This window comes from Metabacillus schmidteae, assembly GCF_903166545.1.
Taxonomy (GTDB): domain Bacteria; phylum Bacillota; class Bacilli; order Bacillales; family Bacillaceae; genus Metabacillus; species Metabacillus schmidteae.
The window spans coordinates 119,970-140,460 of sequence record NZ_CAESCH010000002.1 but is presented as its reverse complement, the minus strand read 5'-3'; the positions used below and the strand labels follow the sequence as shown (position 1 = coordinate 140,460).

Below are 20,491 nucleotides of genomic sequence, written 5' to 3'. Positions count from 1 at the left end.
CCTCTTTAAAATGAGAGGGACACCAAACCTGTCCCCATGTCCCTATCCAGCAAATTCGACAGCTTGGCGGAGGGCTTCCATTAGGCTTTTTTCGTCTGCAATTCCTGTACCAGCGATGTCGAAGGCTGTGCCGTGGTCGACGCTTGTGCGGATGATTGGCAGGCCGACTGTGATGTTGACACCTGCGTCTAAGCCTAGTACTTTAACTGGTCCGTGTCCTTGGTCGTGGTACATGGCGACAACGACGTCGAAGTCTCCACGAACGGTACGGAAGAATAATGTGTCTGCAGGTAACGGACCTACTACATTGATTCCTTCACCTTGTGCCTTTTCTACACCCGGAACAACTTTTTCATCTTCTTCACCATAACCGAATAAACCATTTTCCCCAGCGTGCGGGTTGATTCCGCATACTGCGATTTTCGGAGACTCAATACCTGATTTTTTCAGCGTATCGTGCGCAAGCTTGATGACATGGTATACACGCTCTGGATTAATCATTTTCACTGCATCGATGATTCCAACATGTGTTGTTACGTGAATAACCTTTAAATTCGGTGCTGACAGCATCATAGAGAAGTCTTCCGTACCTGTTAAATCTGCAAGAATCTCAGTATGACCAGGGTATTTATGACCGCCTTTGTGTAAGGCTTCCTTGTTTAATGGCGCTGTACAAATAGCATTGATTTTATTTTCTTTCGCTAATTCGATTGCTTTTGCTAAATATTCAAATGCAGCATGACCTGCTTCTGGTGACACTTGACCAACCGGCAGATTTGCATCTAATAGATTTAAATCCAAGCAATAAACTGTACCGAAGTTATACGGTAAGTCTTCAATAAGATCAGCTGTTACAGATTCAATGATTAACTCACTGTTCACAAAACTCTTTGCTCTTTCTAGTATTTTGCTGTCACCGATAACTAACGGACGGCTAATTTTATACATTTCTTCTTTTGCTAAGCTTTTTAAAATAATTTCCGGGCCAACGCCTGCTGCGTCACCCATTGTGATTCCAACGATTGGTTTTACTTGACTCATGCTCTCACCCTTCTTTTGTTTGCCATGTATTCAACTACATTGACTAATGATTGTTCATGTCCAAATCCACCAGCTTTTGTCACAGCCCAATAGCTGCGGTCTTCACTACGTAATCGACCGAATGGAAGTCCCGGTTCCACCTCAGAGTAAAGCTCCATTTCCGAAATCGTTAATTCCGAACAAACTGCCTTTGCTGTATCTCCACCCGTAAGGACTAAACCTTGAATAGAGGTGCAATTTTCTAAGAGACCTTTCGAAATCTGTCCCAGTCCTCTTGATATAACTTCACTTACCTCTGTTAAGGTTAAACCCAGTTCTTCTCCTGCCTCTTTCGCAGAAACACGGTTTTCCTCAGAAGCCTCTACGTATAAAACATAATGTTCATATTTTGAATTTTGGCTTAGTTGACCAATATAATCGTCTAACTTAAACGTATTTTTTACTAAAGTCGTAGGATCTACTTCGATAAAGAACGAATTTTGCAGAGATTCTATCTTGCAAAGCTGTTCTCTCGTTACTTGAGATAAGCTACCTGACACAATTAATGTCTTTTCAATTTTAATTTCTTCCTGATTTTCTTCATTAGAATGTGTTAATTGTAGTGCTTCTGGCAAGTATTCAATTAACCCGGCTGAACCGGCCCAGACTGTTTTCTTGTTCAGGCTTGAAAAAATGCTGCAAATTTTTTGTAAATCTTCTTCTGTTTCACTATCACATACAAACCATTTTACCCCTTGATTGATGATAGTTGTAATGATTTGGTTTATTCCTTCTACAGATTGTCCCAGCAGACGTTTATCAACTAAAGCAATTCCCCGCTCTTGGTATTGCTTTAATAATTCCGGAATAAACGCTTCTGTAACCGGTGTTTTCGGATCCTTTGAAAACTCCGTATCGGTGATTAATACACCATTTACATAATGATTGCCTTCAATTGTTCGACGATTCATTTTTGGAAATGCCGGTGCAATAACCACAACTTCCGGCTGATACACCTGTTCAACAGCTGATAATTCAGCTGCAATATTTCCTCTTAATGTTGAGTCAACCTTTTTATATACATGTTGATAGCCTTCCTTTTGAAGGAATAAAGCAGCTTGATAGGCTGCTTTATACGCCTCTTCTTCCTTCTTTGCCCGGCTATCTGTATCAACGATTAACACATCAGGCTTTGTCGCTAATGTAGATGTTTCATAATCAAACACAACCGTTGAAGACAAGTGTTTTTTCGCTAATTGTACTCCTGAATCGTTTGCACCTGTTAAGTCATCAGATATTATGCCAATTCTTTTCTCCACTCTTATCACACCCTTAGACGTTTGCTTCTTCTTGTACGTCTTCTTGTTCAAATTTATAGCCTTTTTTCTCTAATCGTTTCACTAAGAACCCAACATAGATTGGGAGAAGGATTGCTGTTGTTACTGTTGATGCCGCTACCTGTACAGTGGCAATATCTACAACTGATGCAAAGCTTGCATTCGCTGCTGCAATCGCAGCCGGTGTTGCTACAGCGTTTCCTGCCGTTGAACCTTCCGCAGCTCCGACGATCGGATTCCATTTTAATGCTTTAAATACGAAATAACCCGCAGAACCTGTTACAAATACCGTTAATAATCCAAGGATAATTCCTGCTAATCCACCTTCAAGAATCGCTCCAAAATCAATTCCCATACCTAATGCGAATGCAAAGAATGGAATTAACATTGAGCTTCCTTTATCTAAGAACGTACGCATGTTTTCATCAAGGTTACCTAAAACCATACCAACAGCAATTGGTAATAATACAGAAATAAATGAAGTTATTGAGAACATTCCATCAACAAAGCCCATTGCTCCGAAAATAGATAGCGCAATCATTGTTAAGAAAGGACCATCATTAAGTGCTAAAAGTGAATACGCTGCACGATCTTCTTTGCTTCCGTATTGACCAACTAACGCGACGAATAATCCGCCATTACTATTTGTCATGGCTGCGATAACCGCGATCGGTGCTAAACCTAACCATAAGCCATTGTCACCAGCAAGCAAGTAAGCGATTAATCCAAACACAGCACCTACTGCCCATTTAGTCGCTAAAAGAGTTGCCCCTTTACCAACTGACACACCAAAAGATTTCACGTTAATTTGTGCACCTGTACATAATAGGAAAAGCGCTATCAATGTGCTGGCACCGTCTACAAACAGCGCTTGAGTAAAGTTACCAATTCGTAATAAGTCCGGGAAAAATGTATTTATTAATGCTGCAATTAGCAACGGTACAACCATCATACCACCAGGAATTCGATCTAAAGTTGCTTTTATCTTCATAATTGTAACACTCCTTTTATGATTGTTTCAATATTAAACACTAAATATATTTAGTAATCGGTTACAAGGATTATTGTAATTGCTTACACAATATTTTGCAACACTTATAATTAAAATAGTTGTATTTTGCAACATAAGAATAGCCTGGTTTTTTTCAAAAAGCCGAATCCTTACCCTTATGCTTTCTGTTCGTCAAAATAAAAACGCAAGCTGAACAATTATTGTTTCAGCTTGCGCCATAAAGTCGAGCGATTCATTCCTAACCGCTCTGCAACTTTCGTTTGATTATGATTCTCTTCTTCCATAATATGCTCAATAATTCTTTTTTCTATGTCAGCAAGTGTTCCGGTAAGAAACTCCTTACCCACTGTCACCTGTTCTTCTTTTTGCTCTTCAATATGCTGCTGAAGCAGTTTTTTGCCAAGAACATATCCTTTTTCCTCTAAAACAGCTGAGTGAAGAATCGATCGAAGTTGTGCAACATTTCCCGGCCATGAATAATCCTCTAACAGCTGAAGCGCATCTTCTTTCATTTTAATAACAGATGTACCAATTTGACCGTGAAAAGCCGCGATAAAATAGGTGGTTAACGGTCTAATATCATCTTTTCGGTCTTTTAATGAAGGAATTTGAACTCGAACTAGATCATTGTCATAGATCAGTGAATGAGGAATTTCTTCTTCCTTTGTAAGAGCCAAAATAATCGTAAGAGTTTCTGTTCTCAAATGCTTTATAGTAGTCGTCAGCTTTTTCATCTCTTTTGCTGTTAAAGCTTCTACCTCGTTTATATAAAGAGTTCTCACATCAGGATCCAATTTATGTTGAAGTGATAACAAATTTTCTGCTGCTACACTTGCATAGAGACCTTGTCCATTATTTTTCCGATAATGAATATACTGAGAAATAAGCTTCTTCCCCGCTCCTTCAGCACCAAGCAGGAGCCATTGTTCATTGTTTAAGTTGTGATCAATTAACTGAACACATCTTTTCATCACCTGACTGTTTGAAATAATCATAGGCTGTTGTGAAATAGTTTCAACAGAAATACCCTGTAGATTGGCATCAGGATTGATGGTCTCAGAGAATTGGAATAAATAATATTCCTGAGCTTCTATTACTTTCTTTTTTACAGATTGCTTTACAATCTGTTGCTCATTTATGTTAAGGATATTAACATCAGTACGTATATTGTTTTTTTCCTTGATGTATTCCTTGAGTTTGTTTATCGGAAGCGGGCACTCATTAAAATCCGTCCAATGCTGATAGATCACGCTCCCATCCCCTGATAGGACAATCATGTTTAATGAAGCTTCCTCTAAAAGGGAGCGCAGTAAGGAAATCTCCTGCTGCTGTCTTTGATGAAGGCGATAGATGGACTTTGCCTTTTGAAAAGCCTCAAAAATTGCTTCCCGCCCAGACTGTATGAGAATTCCTTCCAAATTATGCTTTGTTGCGGCATCCATTGTAATAACATCACCCATGATAAGTTCATAGCCCTCTTGCTTGAGTTTTTCGACAAGTCCATCGACCTCACTCGCGCTTTCAACAGTGAACACATCAATCCCGATCTCAAGCAAGTCCGTAATCGCCTTTGCACCTAATGTAATATTCGAGAAGCCGACAATCGCTTTTTTGCCTGGAAAATCATTCGCAAGTGTCAGCACTCTAAGCATGTCATATCCTGACACATGGATATCGATGACCGGAATATTTACCTCATCTTCAATTAATTTAGATGTTCCACCACGGCTGATGATCACATCAAAGCCTTGATCCTCCGCTTCCTTTGCAACCGGAACGGCCTCCTGAAGATTTGCTACCCTCATATATAGATCAAGCTGCTGCTCCTCCTGCCGACAGTCTTCTATTAAGTGAGTCATCGCTGGATAAGGGGCAATAACTAACGTTTTGATTCTCATTCGATCACACCTGTTTGATTATTTAGCATTGAACACTAGTATGTATAAGGTTATTTTAACTGTTTTGGGTGGAATAACCAAGGGGGGACGGGGCGGTGTTTCTTGGACCGGGGGGACAGGTCCCTCGTCCCTGCCCCCGAAAAGGTTTGGTTCTCTCTTACTGAAAGTGGGTCAAGGAACCTGTCCCTCTGTCCCAGCTCCAAAGTATTCACCCAGGTGTTCGGCCCATAGTTTGTGGCCGGATGGGTTTGGTTGGTTTGATGGGGTTAGGTATTGTTTTAGTTTGTTGTTTTTTTCGTCTGGCCAGTTTTCCCAGTGGTCTATGTAGGTGATGTTGTTTTTCTTAGCGAAGTTTTTGATTTCCTCTACCTGTGTTGGAAAATAGGTTGCGCTATAGATCGGGTTTGAGGGTTGGAGAAGAACCGTTACCTGTTCATTCTCTTTTTTCCATGAAGATAAGATTTTTTGAAGATATCCGATGCGGTTTTTCATGGAAATTTTCCCACTGTTATCACTGATCATAAAGGGTTCAAATATAATAACGTCTGGTTTTAACTCATTTACTTTTTCATACGAATTTGATCTGATAACATCGACAGTTGTTTTGTCTCCTTCTGACAATACCTTTATATTGAAGAGCTTTTCTCCGTAGGTTTTCGCTAACTGCTGTTTGAGTAGATTCGGCCAGGCTCCTTTTTCATTTGAAGAGCTTTCTGATCCATAGATCGCTATAGTTAATGTTTTACCATTTTGAGAAGCGTTGATGATTTTGTTTTGGAGTTCTGGAGGCAGGTTCCTGGTGTATTCCGCAAGCTCTTGTTCTTTTTTCTCCTGTTCAGTTTGTTGAGGTGTTTTTTCTTTTATTGGCTCTGGTTCTGGTTCTACTTCAACTACTTCCTGGACTATCACAGAAGTATCTCGTTTGACAATTTGCCCGGCATGAGCTGATATTTTTTGATTCCAATGAATATTTCCAGCAATGATCACTCCTGCACTAACTGTTACGATCGCACCACATAGTAGATTCTTCATCATAGCCCTCCCGATTATTCAATAATGTTCTATGAAATCGATACCTGTCTTGTATCAAAATATACTAGATTACTTAGCAACACTACCATTATATGGGATACATCTAGCACTGCCTATTATAATCGATTGACAAAACTCGGGTCATTCAGGCGGTTTAACTAGGGTTTGACGTCTTTAGTTTTTATTCGATATCTATTTGTGACGATGGGTATCAGGATATGTCTTATTTTTCATTTGAATTCTCGTCATAAAATAAGCCTATCATCCTAAATGATAGGCTGCTCATCAATTATGTATCCCCATAACCCTCTCGATCCTCAGGAACGTACAAGTTTTTATTTCGAAGTTCTTTCAGCATTTTTTCTCTTCATTTCGTCAATTTCATGTTGCCAATCTCATCATCAACAATTTAAAACGATGTCAATTTTTTTAACAGAATGTAACCCACGTTCCATCAAGTCACTAAGTTAAGCCAGCCATCTGTTCCTTAATCATATAAACTTGTCCAATACTTTAGGATTTCACTACTTTGTGCCGTATAATGCTCATTACCATGTAGAAAGAAATCTTCTCCACATTCACTATTTGTCACTTGAAAAGTGTTATATCCAATTTCATGTTCACTTGTCCCAGTATAGCTACCATATACACCTTCATATATACAATAATCGTTAATAACTGTTCTATTTCCCTCTTTATCTACGTAAAAATATTGATTATTGACAATTCCATTACTCATTTCTTCAGAAGTTTGATGAATACCATATCTTTCAATATTTGTATTCTGTAAAGTGGGAAGGCTCTCAATATTTATTGGAACGATATTGAAATCACCTTCTTTTTCAAGTAGGTCTTCACCTGTTATATTGTAAAATGAAACAACAGATCCCTCATAATCTTCAGGAATGAGATAGACCATGTTCGTTTTCTCTTCTATTGTAAGGATTGATATTCCCCATAACGCTAAAGCAACAAAAGGAATGACACTAAAAATCTCCAAAACTAGTATCCGTTTTCTCCCACTACCCCTACCAACTCTCCTATTCCTCAGCCATTCATCTATGAGAAAAAACAAGATAGCATTAATAATGGCAAAATATGCATACTCATCAATAATGATAAAAATGATAAATCCAAAGAAAATATGTATGATTCCAGCAACAAATATTCTTCCATTTGACAGATTTCTTGTTAAAAAATCTGAAAGTAGAGAAACAGGGATTCCATAAATGAAATTTCCAGCCACTGCATACATAAAAACTAAAAAAGAAAAAAGAAATCCCCCACCAAACAAACCAGCTATAAAAAATAATCCTGAAATCAATAGGCTAACATATAATGCTGGCCTTAATTTAGTCATAAATGTTCCTCCTCCCTTTAAATGTGAAAAATAAACTGGTCCTTTGTATAATAAATATGTGAAATGCTTCACATATTTATTATACCTCTATTCAACTTTGAAAACTTCTCTAATGGATAAAATAGTTTTAGAAATTTCTTCTATGTATGAATTTCGATAGTCTAAATGTACTCAGCTATGTGAAATAACACATACTGTCCCATTGTTCATAAAACCTTCCTCCAGTCATAAAGTCCTTTTCAATTGCTTTCATATTTGCATCTCATAAATATACTAATCTAGTTGTTTACTTTTCCCAATTGTTCTTGTACTATTTAGCCTATATTTTTGGGCATTTTTCTTAATCTCTTCCTTCAGTTCAGTGATAGATTCTTCAAGCTGCTTTTCTAGATGTGTTAATGCATCTGCTGTTAAATTAGTAACCATATATGTAACTCCCAATAGGTATTTGCACCTTTCGTTTTCTATATTAAAGAATCTGATGAATATAAAAATACTGGAAGAAATGTTCAACAAACAAGCATGCAACTAGTGGGACGATGAACCTGTCCCCCTGACCCAGTCGTGCAATTCCCAGAACAGGTTTCCTTTGCGTTCTCTGCGTAGTTGTACTGTGACGTTTTCGTGGATAATGCGGTAGAAGTATCCTTCGAATGTGGTGTGGATTTTGCGCATTTTTTTGGCAAAGATGGCTTGTTTGAATGCGCTGATGATACATTCCATAAAGTCATCAATTGTTTTGCCGTGGTCGAATTTGTTATAGACGATCATGACCCGCTTCCACAGGTTATATATATCTGCGGCTTTGAAAAATGGTTGTGCAGTTTGTTTGAATTCTTCTGGTATGTAATCTGGTAGATAGCTGGCGTCTAATTCATGGAGTGTTGGTTCACTTGCGTTTCTTACGTTAGTTCGTTCTTTTGTTTTTTTCTCACAGAGTGAGCTTTGTTTATTTTCTGTTTTATTAGGAGTGACAGGTGCAGTGACATCCTGGGGTGACATAGATGTTTTTATAGAATCGATTGACTCAAAAGCTTGAATGATTAAAAGATTCACTCCCTGTTTGCCATTCATCCTTGCAGTCGGAACCTTCTTAATAATCCCCCGCTCTTCCAACATTTTTACAGCACGAATGACCGTTCGTTTACTCAAGCCTGCTTGCCCAGCAATGTAATCATATTTGGCAAAGGACACTCCGACAACTTTTACAGAATGCTTCCAGATGAGATGAAGAACAGCTAGAGTTCCTTCAGATAGTTCAGCCTTATGCTTATATAAAAATCCGCGAACAGATTTGTCCATATCTTCAATAGTTGCAAATGATTGATATTTTTGGATTGTGTCGTAATTGAGCTTTTCCATGTTATCTCTCTCCCTATCATTTATGTATGGCTGGATTTGTCTTCCACCCTTTATATAGGGATTTTTAGGGTTAGAGTAGCGTAGAAAATAAAAAAATTTTTAGTTTTAAAAGCACCTTACATGGAACAGGGGGACAGGTTCCTCGTCCCTGTTCCCCCTATCCTACTGATTCTCAATTTCTAAATTTCTTGTTGTATATTGTCTATTTCTTTATGTTTAAAAAATGGAAAATATATAGTACTATTTAACCATAAAGCTAGTGTTGTTAGAAAAGGCAAACCTTTCGAAAGACTGGGACGCAAAGTTACAGATCTAAAGTTTATACTATGATGGCTGGGCCGCCTAACTTAAAATACTTTAGAATCTTTCCAATCTATTGACATAAAAGGTTTTTATCACTTTTTTTGTACAGAAAGAGGGTATTTTCATTGGAAGATTTACAAAAACTTAAGCAAAAATATCAACGCGCTATGATAATCATCAATCACCAAAAGGTCGAACTCAAAAATGCAAACGATCTCATCTTAAAACTAAAGGAAGAAAACCAAGATCTCATGGAATATAAGAATGCATATTACTCACTTAAAACTGCTGGCGTTAGCCTTCCATATGTCAGAGACTAAAAAACAGAAGATCAATGGTCATATAGGTTTTTAGAAGGAGGTTGTTGAGAGAAAAAAACTTTTATCTTTTGCCAATTTGAGTAGTAAATTAAATAGATTTATAACAAAAAAGCGACCTCGTACATGTTCATACGAACAACGAGGTCACTTGCACATTCCATTTTATCTTTATTCTTTGGCTACAATTCATACCTTGTTGTGGGACAAGGAACCTGTCCCCGCGGACCACTCCCGGACCGTCAACGCGTACCGGACTGAGCGGGATGAGGTACTCCAGGGCCTTCAATTCGGATGGCTTTTTGTTGGGCGTCGATGCATAGTTCTGCTGCTTTGAATGCGTGTTCTTGGGTCATGGCATTTTCTGTTCCGTTTAGGCAGTCTAGAATGAATTCCCCGAAGAATGGGAAACCGACTTTGCCGGATAGTTCGTAGTGTTGTTCTCCGTGTTGATTAACTAAATACAGATGATCTTGAGAAGCGTCACGTGCAATGTCAATATACTTTCGGACCTCTATATATCCTTCTGTTCCTAAGATTGTGACACGTCCGTCTCCCCAAGTGCCAAGACCATCCGGAGTGAGCCAATCAACGCGGAAGTAAAAGGTTGCGCCGTTATCTGCAACAAGTGTGGCATCCCCAAAATCTTCGAACTCCGGATATTGCTTGAAGCTGTAATTCGCTACTTTACTGTGCAATACTTCGGCATCTTTAGCACCTGCATAGTGTAAAAATTGTTCAATTTGGTGACTGCCAATATCACACAAGATTCCACCGTATGACTCAGGGTCAAAGAACCAGTCAGGTCTGCTTTCAGGGTTTGCACGGTGAGGACCCGTTCCAATCACTTGTACGACACGTCCGATTGCACCTTCTTCGATTAACTGACCAGCAAACATAGCACTTTCTACGTGTAGGCGTTCGCTATAATATATCCCCCATTTAAGTCCTGTTTCAGCTGTTTTTCTTCTTGCTTTTTCCACCTGTTCGATTTTCGTGAAAGCCGGTTTATCAACAAAATAGTGTTTGCCGTGATCTAACACTTTAAGACCAAGTGCACCTCTTTCGGAAGGGATATTTGCTGAGGCTACCAACTTAATGGTTGTGTCGTTTAAAATTTCATCCTCAGAACTCGCAGCTTTCACTCCAGGGTAGGTTTCACAGAACTTTTTCACCTTTTCAGGATCAGGATCGTATACTGCAACTAATTTTCCACCAGCTTCAATTAATCCATTACTCATTCCATAAATATGTCCATGATCGAGACCAATTGCCGCAAATTGAAACTCATCTTCACTCACAACTTTATTTACATGTCCTCTAGGTGCATAATTCATTCCATCATTTCTATTCATATCATCTACCCCTTTTTATTTTATAAAAGATCCGATTTACTCATACTTCCCGCCAGTTGTAATCGCTTCATCCTTAAAGTTTTCAATGACATTTTTCTTTTCATAAAAATGTGTAGCGTACTTCAAGACACCATCTCTCGTATAAAAAGGACTGTCTTCATTTAATGGAAGTTTTACCGTTTTTCCTAAGCTTGCAGCTTGATAGATTGCTGTAATGAATTCCAGCGTTTGTCTTCCTTGTATTCCGTCAACTAAAACTGTCTTTTTACCTTGGACAGCTTGTAAGACATCATGGATTTGTCCTGCATGTCCTTCAAATTGCAGTTCTGGCTGCTCTTCATAGACCTGTTGCAGCTTCTCCTCTAAATCCAGGTCTTCTTCCGGGAAACCATTTTGCTTTGATTTTGAAGCTTTTAATTTCCAAGGTACGGAAACACGTGCATTTTTTCCTTGGAAGATCAATTGCTGCTCTTCCCCATGGTGGATAACAGAGCTAGTAATTTGTACCAAGCTTCCATTATCATATCTCCCAATGGCAATTGATATATCTTCAACCTCAGCATTATCATGTGATGCATTACTCATGACCGCTGTAATCTCAGAAGGCATACCGTTCATCCATTGGAAAATATCAATATGGTGTACTGCGTGGTTTAATGTACAGCCGCCACCTTCTTTTTCCCATGTACCTCTCCACCATAAATCATAATAACAGTGGCCTCTCCACCAGTAGGAATCGACTTGAGTATGAACAATAGGACCCATCAATTTTGAATCAAGTACATGCTTTAATTTCATCATTGGTGTTAAAAAACGGTTCTGAGCAACAACAGATAAAATCATTCCATTTTTTTGAGCTGCAGCATTCATGGCATCACATTCTTCCAGTGATGAAGCCATAGGTTTTTCAACAAGCACATGTTTTTTGGCATTTAACAAATCAATGGCTGTTTCTGCATGTGTATATGGAGGCGTGCATACTGACACTAAATCAATATCCGTACGGTCTACTATTTTTTGATAATCATCATAAATATCTACATTGAGATCAAATTGTTTTGCTAATTTTTCTGCTTTTTCCGGATAAATATCACATAATGCAACAATCTTGCACTCTTCAGGAAATTCCAAATACCCTTTAATATGAGCTGGTGCAATGGCTCCCGCACCAATGATAGCAATACGTTTCATCCAAATCTCTCCTTTAGTTTGATTTAGTTTGGGGTAAGACTATGTAACTTCCATTCTGCATTTCTCAAAAACTGCCAGTTGTTTCGTACTCTACCTTCTCCCTAGCTTTCGCTCTTTGAAGGGAATCCCAAATTCCCCATAAATACATAATTCCAAATCCTCTATCATATAAGCCATAACCAGGTCTGCATTCCTCATCAAAGATATGTCTTCCATGATCTGGTCTTACATACCCGTTATATTCGCTCTCATGGAATGCGCTTACAATCTCCAGTACATCTACTGTTCCATCCTGAGATCTGTGAGAAGTCTCAATGAAATCACCGTTGCTGTATGTTCTAACGTTTCTAATATGAGCGAACGGGATTCGATCCGCGAACTCCCTTACCATGTCTGCTACGTTATGATCCGGATTTACACCAAGAGAACCGCTGCAGAGTGTAATACAATTATTCGGATGGTCAACAAGCTTCAAAAACCTTTTAATGTTTTCCCTTGATGTCATAATTCTCGGAAGCCCGAATATTGGCCATGGCGGATCATCCGGATGTATCGCCATCTTAATGTTGTTCGCTTCAGCTACAGGAATAATCTCTTCCAAAAAATACTTCAAATTATCCCATAAGTCCTCAGTCGAGACGTTCTTGTATGCTTTAAATAGATTTGAAAGCTGTGTAAGTCTTTCCGGTTCCCAGCCGGGCATTGTAAAATCATAGGAATGAGAGATTTTGTCGACAAGCTCAAGCGGATCCATATTATCCACTTTTTCTTTTTCATAAAAAAGGGCTGTTGAACCGTCTTCCAATTCTTTAAATAGATCTGTCCGGGTCCAGTCAAATACAGGCATAAAATTATAACAAATCACCTTTACTCCGACTTTTCCCAATTTCTCTATCGTTCTCTTGTAATTTTCAATATATTGATTTCTCGTAGGATATCCTAGTTTAATATCTTCATGAATATTCACACTTTCAACAACATCAATATGAAAGCCATGTTCCTCCGCCTGTTGTTTCACACGAAGAATTTTATCCATTGGCCATTCTTCACCAGCGGGAATATCATGGAGAGACCAAACAATTCCTTCGACACCGGGTATTTGTTTAATATATTTTAACGGAACGGTGTCATTTTCATCCCCAAACCACCGAAAAACCATTCTCACTTTCTTCATCCCCCAATCGATTGACAAACATTTCCCCCAAAAATAACGTTTATTTCCCTAAACGGCGTTGTGTATACGCTGAAATCCAAAGACTAACAAAGGCGAAAAGCAGCAACGGAATCATTAATGTTAACGCCAATGAATTTAGCATGGCTGGCGGTTGACTTCCTGAACCTTGTAAAACACTAAATACCATAACCGGCAAGGTCTGAGTTTTCGGACCAGAGATTAAGAGAATAATCGTAAACGTACTAAACATCCGAATAAAAATATTGATCGCCGATGCCGTAAGTCCAGGTACAAGCTGTGGAACTATAATTCTCGTAAACATGTTGAACTTATTTGCACCTAACGATTGAGCAGCCCACTCCAAACGCGGGTCAAGTGATTCCATAAACGGAATTAAAATAAACACTGAAAAAGGTATACCTATAATTAAATTTACGATGATGAGCCCTGGAATTGTTTCTGCAAGACCGATTGAGTAAAAAATAGAAGCTACCGGGATTGCATAGACAAGTTCAGGTAACGTAAACGGCATTTGAAAAAATCCAATGAGCACGTTCTTGTACGGAAACTCTCTTCTCGCCAATATATAGGCAGTCGGAATACTTAACACAAGAGAAATAATCGTAGCTGTGACAACAATCTGCATCGTCACTTTATAATAAGCGCCAATTTCATATGCATTCCAAGCTTGTATAAACCAGTCGAACGTATAGCCTTGTGGAAAAACAGTTCCGTACCATTCCTTACCAAATGCACTAAACAAAACAGCTAAGGTCATTCCGAGAACAGCTGTTAAAAAAGCGATAATTAGAACCCAGTTGGTTGTAGAGTAAGCTATCCTTCCGAACCGTTTTTTCCTTTTGGGTTCATTCACTTCAATCGGATTATTCATTGTAGTCTCCGCTTTCATCGTTTCACCCCTTTATTTAAATGTTGTAGCAGAACCTGTATATCCTCGTTTTTTTAATCCAAAGACAATACCTAACACTAATAATTGAGTAAGTGCCATCACAACAGCAACCGTATTTGACATATTATAGTTAAAATTACGCATCGCTTCTTCAAACGCCACGACGGCAAAAGTTCGCGTGTCCGAGGCCGGATTCCCGACGATGATGGCCGATGTATACACACCGATTTGCATAATTAAATTCAGGCCAAAGATCGTAAGAAGGTTGGAACGAATCAATGGATAAAATACACGTCTGAACGTGACCCATTCACTTGCGCCAAGAGAACGTGCCGCCTGCTCTAAATTAGGATCAATGGAATCCATCATTCCGATTAAATTTGAAGCAAGAAACGCAACTCCCAAGATAAACAGAGCAATAAAAGCACCCCAGTAATTATAAAGCAGCTTAACAGGTTCATCCGTTAGCCCGATTCCCATAATAAATTGATTAAACCAGCCGGTAGGACTAAAGAAAGCGATAATACCCATATCTACTAACAGAGATCCCAATGTTAGAGGAAAAATAATGAGTCCTCCAATAATGCCTTTTCCTTTCATTTTCCCTCGAATAAAATAGGTAATTGCAAAGGCCACAACCAGTTCTAAGAAGGCAGCAGGAACAACAAGGTATAAGGTGCGAAAAATCGTTTCGTAGTAATCAGGTTCTGTAAAAAAGCGAATATAGTTGCTAAGTGTGAACCCGGTTTCACCAGTTTCCTGAAAAGTAAGTAAAACTCCTTTTAATAATGGATAAACAAAAATGATTAAGATAGGAAGTAATGCAGGAAGAAGTAGAAGAAAATCGGTCTTATTTGCTTTATTAGCTTGCTGATTCATTCTCTCACTCCTTATCTAAAATTAGTAAAGATTCCGGATTAAAATGCAGGGTAACCTCTCGACCGAGTGAATAAGGCTCCAATCCTAATACATTCACTTTAAACACTTCACCTTTATCTGTTTCAATTTCGTATCCGGTCGTACTTCCTACGTAATCGCTTACAAGAACTTTCCCTTTTATGACATTCATGCCAGATTCATCTTCAGAACCCATTCGCAGGTTTTCAGGTTTAATCGTAAGAATGACTTCATCCCCTACTTGATGACGTCCGCTCTTCTTAACTAGCAATCTACCAGATGTAGGTGATTCAAATAGAAACTGATCATCCTGCTCACCTATTAATTTCCCATGGATAAAATTCGCATATCCAACAAAGTTCGCGACAAAATGATTTTTAGGATTAACGAAAATATCCTGCGGACTACCAATCTGTTGAATGACACCTTTTGACATGACCGCTACTTTTGTTGATAAAGACAAAGCTTCTTCCTGGTCATGTGTTACGTATATAATCGTAATTCCTAATTCATCGTGTAATCGCTTTAATTGAATCCGCATATCCTTACGTAATTTGGCATCCAAATTACTCAACGGCTCATCCAACAACAATACTTTTGGTCGAATAACCAGTGCCCGCGCCAACGCAACCCTCTGTTGTTGACCTCCACTTAGCTCTTTCGGGAAACGGTCGCCATATCCATCGAGTTGAACCATTTCCAATGCTTCTTGAACTCTTCGTTTCTTTTCATCTTTTTTTACTTTTCTCATATCCAGACCAAAGGCAACATTTTGTGCAACTGTCATATGCGGAAATAGAGCATAGTTCTGGAAAACCATCCCTACATCCCTTTTATTCATTGGAATATGGGTCACAGGCTCCCCATTAAAAGAAATCGATCCGCTTGAAGCATCAATAATTCCTAATACCATTGAAAGGATTGTTGTTTTCCCACAACCGCTGGGTCCAAGAAGTGTCATAAATTCCCCACTAAGAATATCGATGTTCGCACTATGTACAGCCGTCGTTTGACCAAAGTTTTTTACTAAATCCTTAATCTGGACACTCGTACTAGCTGAATGAACGTTCATCTCCGCTAAAGCTTTCGCCATTATGTCTCCTCCTTTTATAGGTGAGCTCCCTCCGTCAGCCTTGAGGGAGCTGCCCCTGTATCACCATTACTTTTTCGCTTGAATTTTTTCTTCCCAATTTTTGTAATGCTCTGTTGTTGCTTCAAGAGACGGGAATAACGACCAATCTCCTTCTTTTAATCCAATCGTTTCTCCATTCTTGAATTCAGGTAAAACAACCTCTGCTAATTTGTCATAGTTTTCCTTGTTTTCAGGTGACAGTAAATCTGCCGTTGCTTCTGTATTTGCAGGAGAGAATCCAACCGATAATCCTTGTGCCTGCGCTTCTTTTGATGTTGCAAACTCCATAAATTCTAATGCAGCCTTTTTACGATCTTCAGGTAGATCCTTTAACATGACTAAGAACTGAGAATCAACGATTTGTGTCGTATCCGTTAGCTTAACTGCTTTAATGTTTGGAGGTACTGTCCCTTGAACTTGTAAGTTACCAAACCATAGTGGGAAGTGTGGGATAATATCAACTGCTCCATCATATAAAGCGTTAAAGCTATCAGATGTTTTCGCTGGATAATTGTCGATTGTTTCACCAATTTCTTCTAAATACGTCCATGTTTTATCTAAAGACTTCGGATCATTGATATCTTCACCCATTGCTTGTGCTAAACCTAGGAAGAAACCACGTGCAGGCCCGCTGGAAGGAACAGCCGGGTATGTAAACTTCCCTGGATTTTCTTCGATCCATGTTTTAAGCTCCGCATATGTTGTAGGAGGATTTTTTACTTTATCTTCATTGTAAACAAGAATTGGACCACCAGGACCCGTTACAGTCGGAACGCCATATCCGTCAAACTTTTCGATATATTCCTTTGCGATATCATTCCACTGGGCAACATGTAGTTCTTCTTCATATGTTGGAACAACCTGTTCCCATAGTCCTGCTTCAATCCCTAGAGGAAGACCATCCAAACCAGTAATAACTAAATCAATATTTCCATTTTTACCTTGAGCTTTGATCTTATTAATAATTTCCTGAGGTGTTCCACGTCCATATTCAATTTCGTACTTTCCGCCAGTTTCCTTTTCAAACATCGGGATGAGAAGGTCATTATAGTATTCATCTCCACCAGCTACCGTATAAATAGTAATCTTTGTTGCTTCTCCATCCGATGAACCGCCTGATGAAGTTTCCCCACCACCACAGCCGGCTAATATCATTGACAATACTAACAGCAAACTAAATACAATCTTTAAAGACTTTTTCATCATTTTATCCCCCTTGTATCTCGTTTAATATTGAGAGTTAATCCTCGTTAGGCAACGCTTACATTTCTTCGGAAAGTTAATCGCAGATTCTCCTCACCTCCCCAAAAGTTGAAGAATGAAATCCATTTAAAAAATAACAACGTTTTCAAAATGATGTAAAGAAAGTTCTTCTTTAGTGAACTCTCCATGTTTTTTCAACCTTATAGTCCCAGTTGCGATAAATATGTAGTAACTACTAGAAATAATCCGGGTAACGAAATTTCAACTCATCTTTCTCAAAATTAACTAATTTCAAATGATTAACCATCAGTTTTTCTGCCTTATCCATGTTTCTCTCAACAATAGCCTGGTAGATTTCCTTATGCTGTGACACAACCACATTCCAATCGGTATTGGTTGCAAGTCTTAAAACCCTTAACCTATCAAAATGGCTATTCATTTGCTGGATCATCTTATAAATTCTTAACTTGTTACATCCTTCATACAGCCTTTTGTGAAATTCCTCATCAAGATCAAATAAACGATGATGAGTTCCTTCTTTCCCTAGGCAAAGCTCCTGCAGGGCAATATTTGTTTCAAGACCAAATAATTGCTCATCATCAAAATCGGTGCACGCCATCCTCACAATTGCTCTTTCGATATTCTCCCTTGCGAACCTTGCTTCTTCAACATGACCCAAATCGATTTTTGAAACGATTGTCCCGCTTTGAGGATAGATTCCTACCAGCTCTTCCTGAGCCAATTTAATGAATGCCTCCCTCACAGGAGTTCGACTTACCTCAAGGTTTTCAGCTATTTCCTTTTCAGAAATTTTTGTACCAGGTTTTAACTCTAAATAAATGATTCGTTTTTTTATTGTTTGATATACATAATCCCTTGTTGAACCGTTAATGCGTGTCTTCAATATAGATAACCACCTCGTATCCACCCCATCATTATTTATCTCATGTATATTAATAAATTAGTATTACTAGTATGGTAGTTATATGCCTATTATATGGCAACGCTTTCAATATTTCAACTATTCAATTAATATTTTTTTTAAAAATCCCCTAATCTTCCTAATCCTAGAAAAAATAATCGCATTGGTCAGGATACATAAGAATGCATTCTTAGAAGGATTCTTACATGTACGAGGATGCGAGATTTGAAGAATTACAGCAACAATTTGAGCCAATGATTTATCATGCAATGAAAAAACTAGGACTTTACAAAACGGTTTTACCAGATTGGATGCATTGCTTTATGGGAGGCTTCATTGCGATTTAATGAGGAAAAAGGGAAATTTAAGTCTTATGCTTATTCGTATATTATTGAACGGATGAAGTCTGCACTTACCGAGGAAACAATCCAAGAAGAAAGGGAGAGTCCAGTTGAGGATTTTTGGGTTCAGGCTGAGATGACTCATGATGATTTTTCTGCGGTCCTATGGGAATCTATGCTTGAAAAAGTCTCCACTCTATTGTCTGAAAATCAGCGTAAATGGGTTAAAGCTTACTAGCTATACGGGAGGGAGTACACCAAGTGAAATTGCTGAGGATGAGGGAGTTTCTGTTACTGCTGTGAAAGGATGGCGTCAAGATGAGATTGGTAAGTTGAGGAAGTATTTTTTGGCTGAAGGTTTAAGGTAGATGGTAGATATGAAAATAAGGAAAGGCGGAAGGAAGGGCTTTCGCTTCTCCTTATTTGGTTATTGCTTTATAAGTAAAAATTAATAATCGTTGTGACCAGTACATGAACTAGTGGGACGAGGGACCTGTCCCCCTGACCCAACCTCGACCCACCCATTTAGTTCGGAAAGTTTTTCGGTATGGTAATTGAGTTTATTATGTAGTTTGGCTTTTAGGTTGCTGTCAATACAGCTTTCAATTAGTTCTTCATGGTAGTTTCTTCTGATATGGTGCCATGTGTACATTAATTTAGATATTAAAGACAATTTGATCGCCTCCTATCTTTGTTGATGCTAATTATACAAGGTTGTAAACGCATACAAAATAGGGCGTAATGTTTATTCTTCTTTGGGCTATATGATTCAAATAAATAGGTAGAATTTTAAAACCAATTTTACTCGTTATATCGTAGACTATGACCATACCTTTAATTAATATTAGCAAGAAGGTGGGACAGTTAACCTGTCCCACTGGTCCATTTCTATTTCCCAACAAACACATCCAAAAGCTCTTTTGCACTATATACTTCATGATCCGGCTTATAGGCAGCGTTTTGAGGTAATGCTCTTTTCCGATGATTCATCCAGATTGCCTGCCACCCGACTTGCTTTGCTCCGATAACATCTTTTTCAAAAGAGTCTCCGATATAAACCGTTTTTGTTTTATCAAGCCCTAGTTTTTCCTCGATTATTTCAAAGATTTCCCGTTTCGGTTTGGCATGTCCGTGTGTGCCAGAAATAAAGATGTTTTCTGTGGGAACCCACCTGGTAAGCTCTAGTTGCTCAATCTTCTTCGCCTGGTGCTTTTCTTCTCCATTTGTCAGGATGGCAAGCTGTTTTCCTTCCTTGGAAAGAGCTTCTAATAATTGTTCGACTTCATCAAATAAGAAGATTTTCTGTTGTTCTTCCACATAAAGGTGGTGAAATTCAACAGCTTTTTCTGTATCAATCGGTATATTAAAGTCTTTACAAGCCTTGATAATACGCCCAGTCTGCCATTCAAATTGGGTGATTTCACCTGCTTCACTTTGATCAAATAGAATTTCACTATACTTTCGGCTAACTCGGTAAATTTGATCAATCTCTTCATCTGTAAACGGACCTTCAAACATGTTTCTGAATGTCGTATGAAAAGATCGTGCTTGGTCATAAAGTGTGTCATCTACGTCGAAAATAATAGTATCCATATTTCATAGCCTCCTTAACCTTCCTCTAATCATGAAAAAAGTGAGAACCGATCACTCGTTACTCTCCGTAACCAGGGACCTTTCACTTTATTTGAAGGTTTATCCCATGTATAATAAGAATATAATAAAAAA

Annotated in this window: 20 protein-coding genes and 1 riboswitch; of the genes, 3 read left to right on the top strand and 17 right to left on the bottom strand. The window is 38.5% G+C overall.

From position 1 onward, the window contains the following. Positions 1–42 precede the first annotated feature (42 nt). The 8 genes from pdxA to HWV59_RS21595 form a co-directional block, all read right to left on the bottom strand. The gene (pdxA, locus tag HWV59_RS21630; protein WP_175640224.1) at positions 43–1,041 is read right to left on the bottom strand and encodes a 4-hydroxythreonine-4-phosphate dehydrogenase PdxA; all 999 of its coding nucleotides are present in this window, start codon (positions 1,039–1,041) and stop codon (positions 43–45) included. Then, entirely contained in the window at positions 1,038–2,339 is a 1,302-nt protein-coding gene (locus HWV59_RS21625; RefSeq protein WP_175640223.1) for a four-carbon acid sugar kinase family protein, read from the bottom strand. The genes pdxA and HWV59_RS21625 overlap by 4 nt, the downstream gene beginning before the upstream one ends. 13 nt (positions 2,340–2,352) lie before the next feature. Continuing rightward, entirely contained in the window at positions 2,353–3,348 is a 996-nt protein-coding gene (locus tag HWV59_RS21620) for a 2-keto-3-deoxygluconate permease (protein ID WP_175640222.1), read from the bottom strand. Between the two features lie 218 nt (positions 3,349–3,566). Further along, positions 3,567–5,267: a sigma-54-dependent transcriptional regulator gene (locus HWV59_RS21615; RefSeq protein ID WP_175640221.1), complete on the bottom strand. Its 1,701-nt coding sequence runs from the start codon at positions 5,265–5,267 to the stop codon at positions 3,567–3,569. Between the two features lie 171 nt (positions 5,268–5,438). Further along, positions 5,439–6,299 (bottom strand): SGNH/GDSL hydrolase family protein, encoded by an 861-nt coding sequence (locus HWV59_RS21610; protein WP_175640220.1) that lies wholly within the window; start codon positions 6,297–6,299, stop codon positions 5,439–5,441. Positions 6,300–6,786: 487 nt separating this feature from the next. Next, positions 6,787–7,659, bottom strand: coding sequence for a DUF6843 domain-containing protein (locus HWV59_RS21605; protein WP_175640219.1), 873 nt, complete (start codon positions 7,657–7,659; stop codon positions 6,787–6,789). A 273-nt stretch (positions 7,660–7,932) separates the two neighbouring features. After that, positions 7,933–8,085, bottom strand: a complete 153-nt coding sequence (locus HWV59_RS21600; protein ID WP_175640218.1) for a hypothetical protein — start codon at positions 8,083–8,085, stop codon at positions 7,933–7,935. Positions 8,086–8,187: 102 nt separating this feature from the next. Further along, positions 8,188–9,021, bottom strand: a complete 834-nt coding sequence (locus tag HWV59_RS21595; protein ID WP_175640217.1) for a helix-turn-helix domain-containing protein — start codon at positions 9,019–9,021, stop codon at positions 8,188–8,190. 263 nt (positions 9,022–9,284) lie between these two features. After that, a riboswitch (cyclic di-GMP riboswitch) is annotated at positions 9,285–9,367 on the top strand. 82 nt (positions 9,368–9,449) lie between these two features. On the opposite strand from HWV59_RS21595, the gene HWV59_RS21590 reads away from it, so the two are divergent. Further along, positions 9,450–9,644 carry a hypothetical protein gene (locus HWV59_RS21590; protein ID WP_175640216.1) on the top strand — a complete coding sequence of 65 codons (195 nt, stop codon included), beginning with the start codon at positions 9,450–9,452 and terminating at the stop codon, positions 9,642–9,644. 239 nt (positions 9,645–9,883) lie between these two features. Here HWV59_RS21590 and HWV59_RS21585 read toward each other — a convergent pair whose 3' ends face one another. The 8 genes from HWV59_RS21585 to HWV59_RS21550 all read right to left on the bottom strand — a co-directional run bounded on the left by HWV59_RS21585 (position 9,884) and on the right by HWV59_RS21550 (position 18,407). After that, on the bottom strand, positions 9,884–10,996 hold the full coding sequence (locus tag HWV59_RS21585) for a Gfo/Idh/MocA family protein (RefSeq protein WP_175640215.1): 1,113 nt from the start codon (positions 10,994–10,996) through the stop codon (positions 9,884–9,886). Between the two features lie 36 nt (positions 10,997–11,032). Next, positions 11,033–12,187, bottom strand: coding sequence for a Gfo/Idh/MocA family protein (locus HWV59_RS21580; RefSeq protein ID WP_175640214.1), 1,155 nt, complete (start codon positions 12,185–12,187; stop codon positions 11,033–11,035). A gap of 64 nt (positions 12,188–12,251) precedes the next feature. After that, positions 12,252–13,352 (bottom strand): mannonate dehydratase, encoded by a 1,101-nt coding sequence (gene uxuA, locus HWV59_RS21575; protein ID WP_175640726.1) that lies wholly within the window; start codon positions 13,350–13,352, stop codon positions 12,252–12,254. Positions 13,353–13,401: 49 nt separating this feature from the next. After that, positions 13,402–14,271: an ABC transporter permease gene (locus tag HWV59_RS21570; protein ID WP_175640213.1), complete on the bottom strand. Its 870-nt coding sequence runs from the start codon at positions 14,269–14,271 to the stop codon at positions 13,402–13,404. 12 nt (positions 14,272–14,283) lie between these two features. Continuing rightward, the gene (locus HWV59_RS21565) at positions 14,284–15,150 is read right to left on the bottom strand and encodes an ABC transporter permease (RefSeq protein WP_175640212.1); all 867 of its coding nucleotides are present in this window, start codon (positions 15,148–15,150) and stop codon (positions 14,284–14,286) included. 4 nt (positions 15,151–15,154) lie between these two features. Next, positions 15,155–16,261, bottom strand: coding sequence for an ABC transporter ATP-binding protein (locus HWV59_RS21560; protein ID WP_235991863.1), 1,107 nt, complete (start codon positions 16,259–16,261; stop codon positions 15,155–15,157). 66 nt (positions 16,262–16,327) lie between these two features. Next, positions 16,328–17,503 carry an ABC transporter substrate-binding protein gene (locus tag HWV59_RS21555; RefSeq protein WP_175640211.1) on the bottom strand — a complete coding sequence of 392 codons (1,176 nt, stop codon included), beginning with the start codon at positions 17,501–17,503 and terminating at the stop codon, positions 16,328–16,330. A 235-nt stretch (positions 17,504–17,738) separates the two neighbouring features. Then, entirely contained in the window at positions 17,739–18,407 is a 669-nt protein-coding gene (locus HWV59_RS21550; RefSeq protein ID WP_235991862.1) for a GntR family transcriptional regulator, read from the bottom strand. 224 nt (positions 18,408–18,631) lie between these two features. Here HWV59_RS21550 and HWV59_RS21545 point away from each other — a divergent pair, with 224 nt between their 5' ends. Continuing rightward, positions 18,632–18,772, top strand: coding sequence for a hypothetical protein (locus tag HWV59_RS21545; RefSeq protein WP_175640209.1), 141 nt, complete (start codon positions 18,632–18,634; stop codon positions 18,770–18,772). Continuing rightward, the gene (locus tag HWV59_RS21540) at positions 18,762–19,004 is read left to right on the top strand and encodes a hypothetical protein (protein WP_175640208.1); all 243 of its coding nucleotides are present in this window, start codon (positions 18,762–18,764) and stop codon (positions 19,002–19,004) included. The genes HWV59_RS21545 and HWV59_RS21540 overlap by 11 nt, the downstream gene beginning before the upstream one ends. A gap of 650 nt (positions 19,005–19,654) precedes the next feature. On the opposite strand, the gene HWV59_RS21535 is transcribed toward HWV59_RS21540, so the two are convergent. Beyond that, positions 19,655–20,359 (bottom strand): HAD family hydrolase, encoded by a 705-nt coding sequence (locus tag HWV59_RS21535; protein ID WP_175640207.1) that lies wholly within the window; start codon positions 20,357–20,359, stop codon positions 19,655–19,657. Positions 20,360–20,491 lie beyond the last annotated feature (132 nt).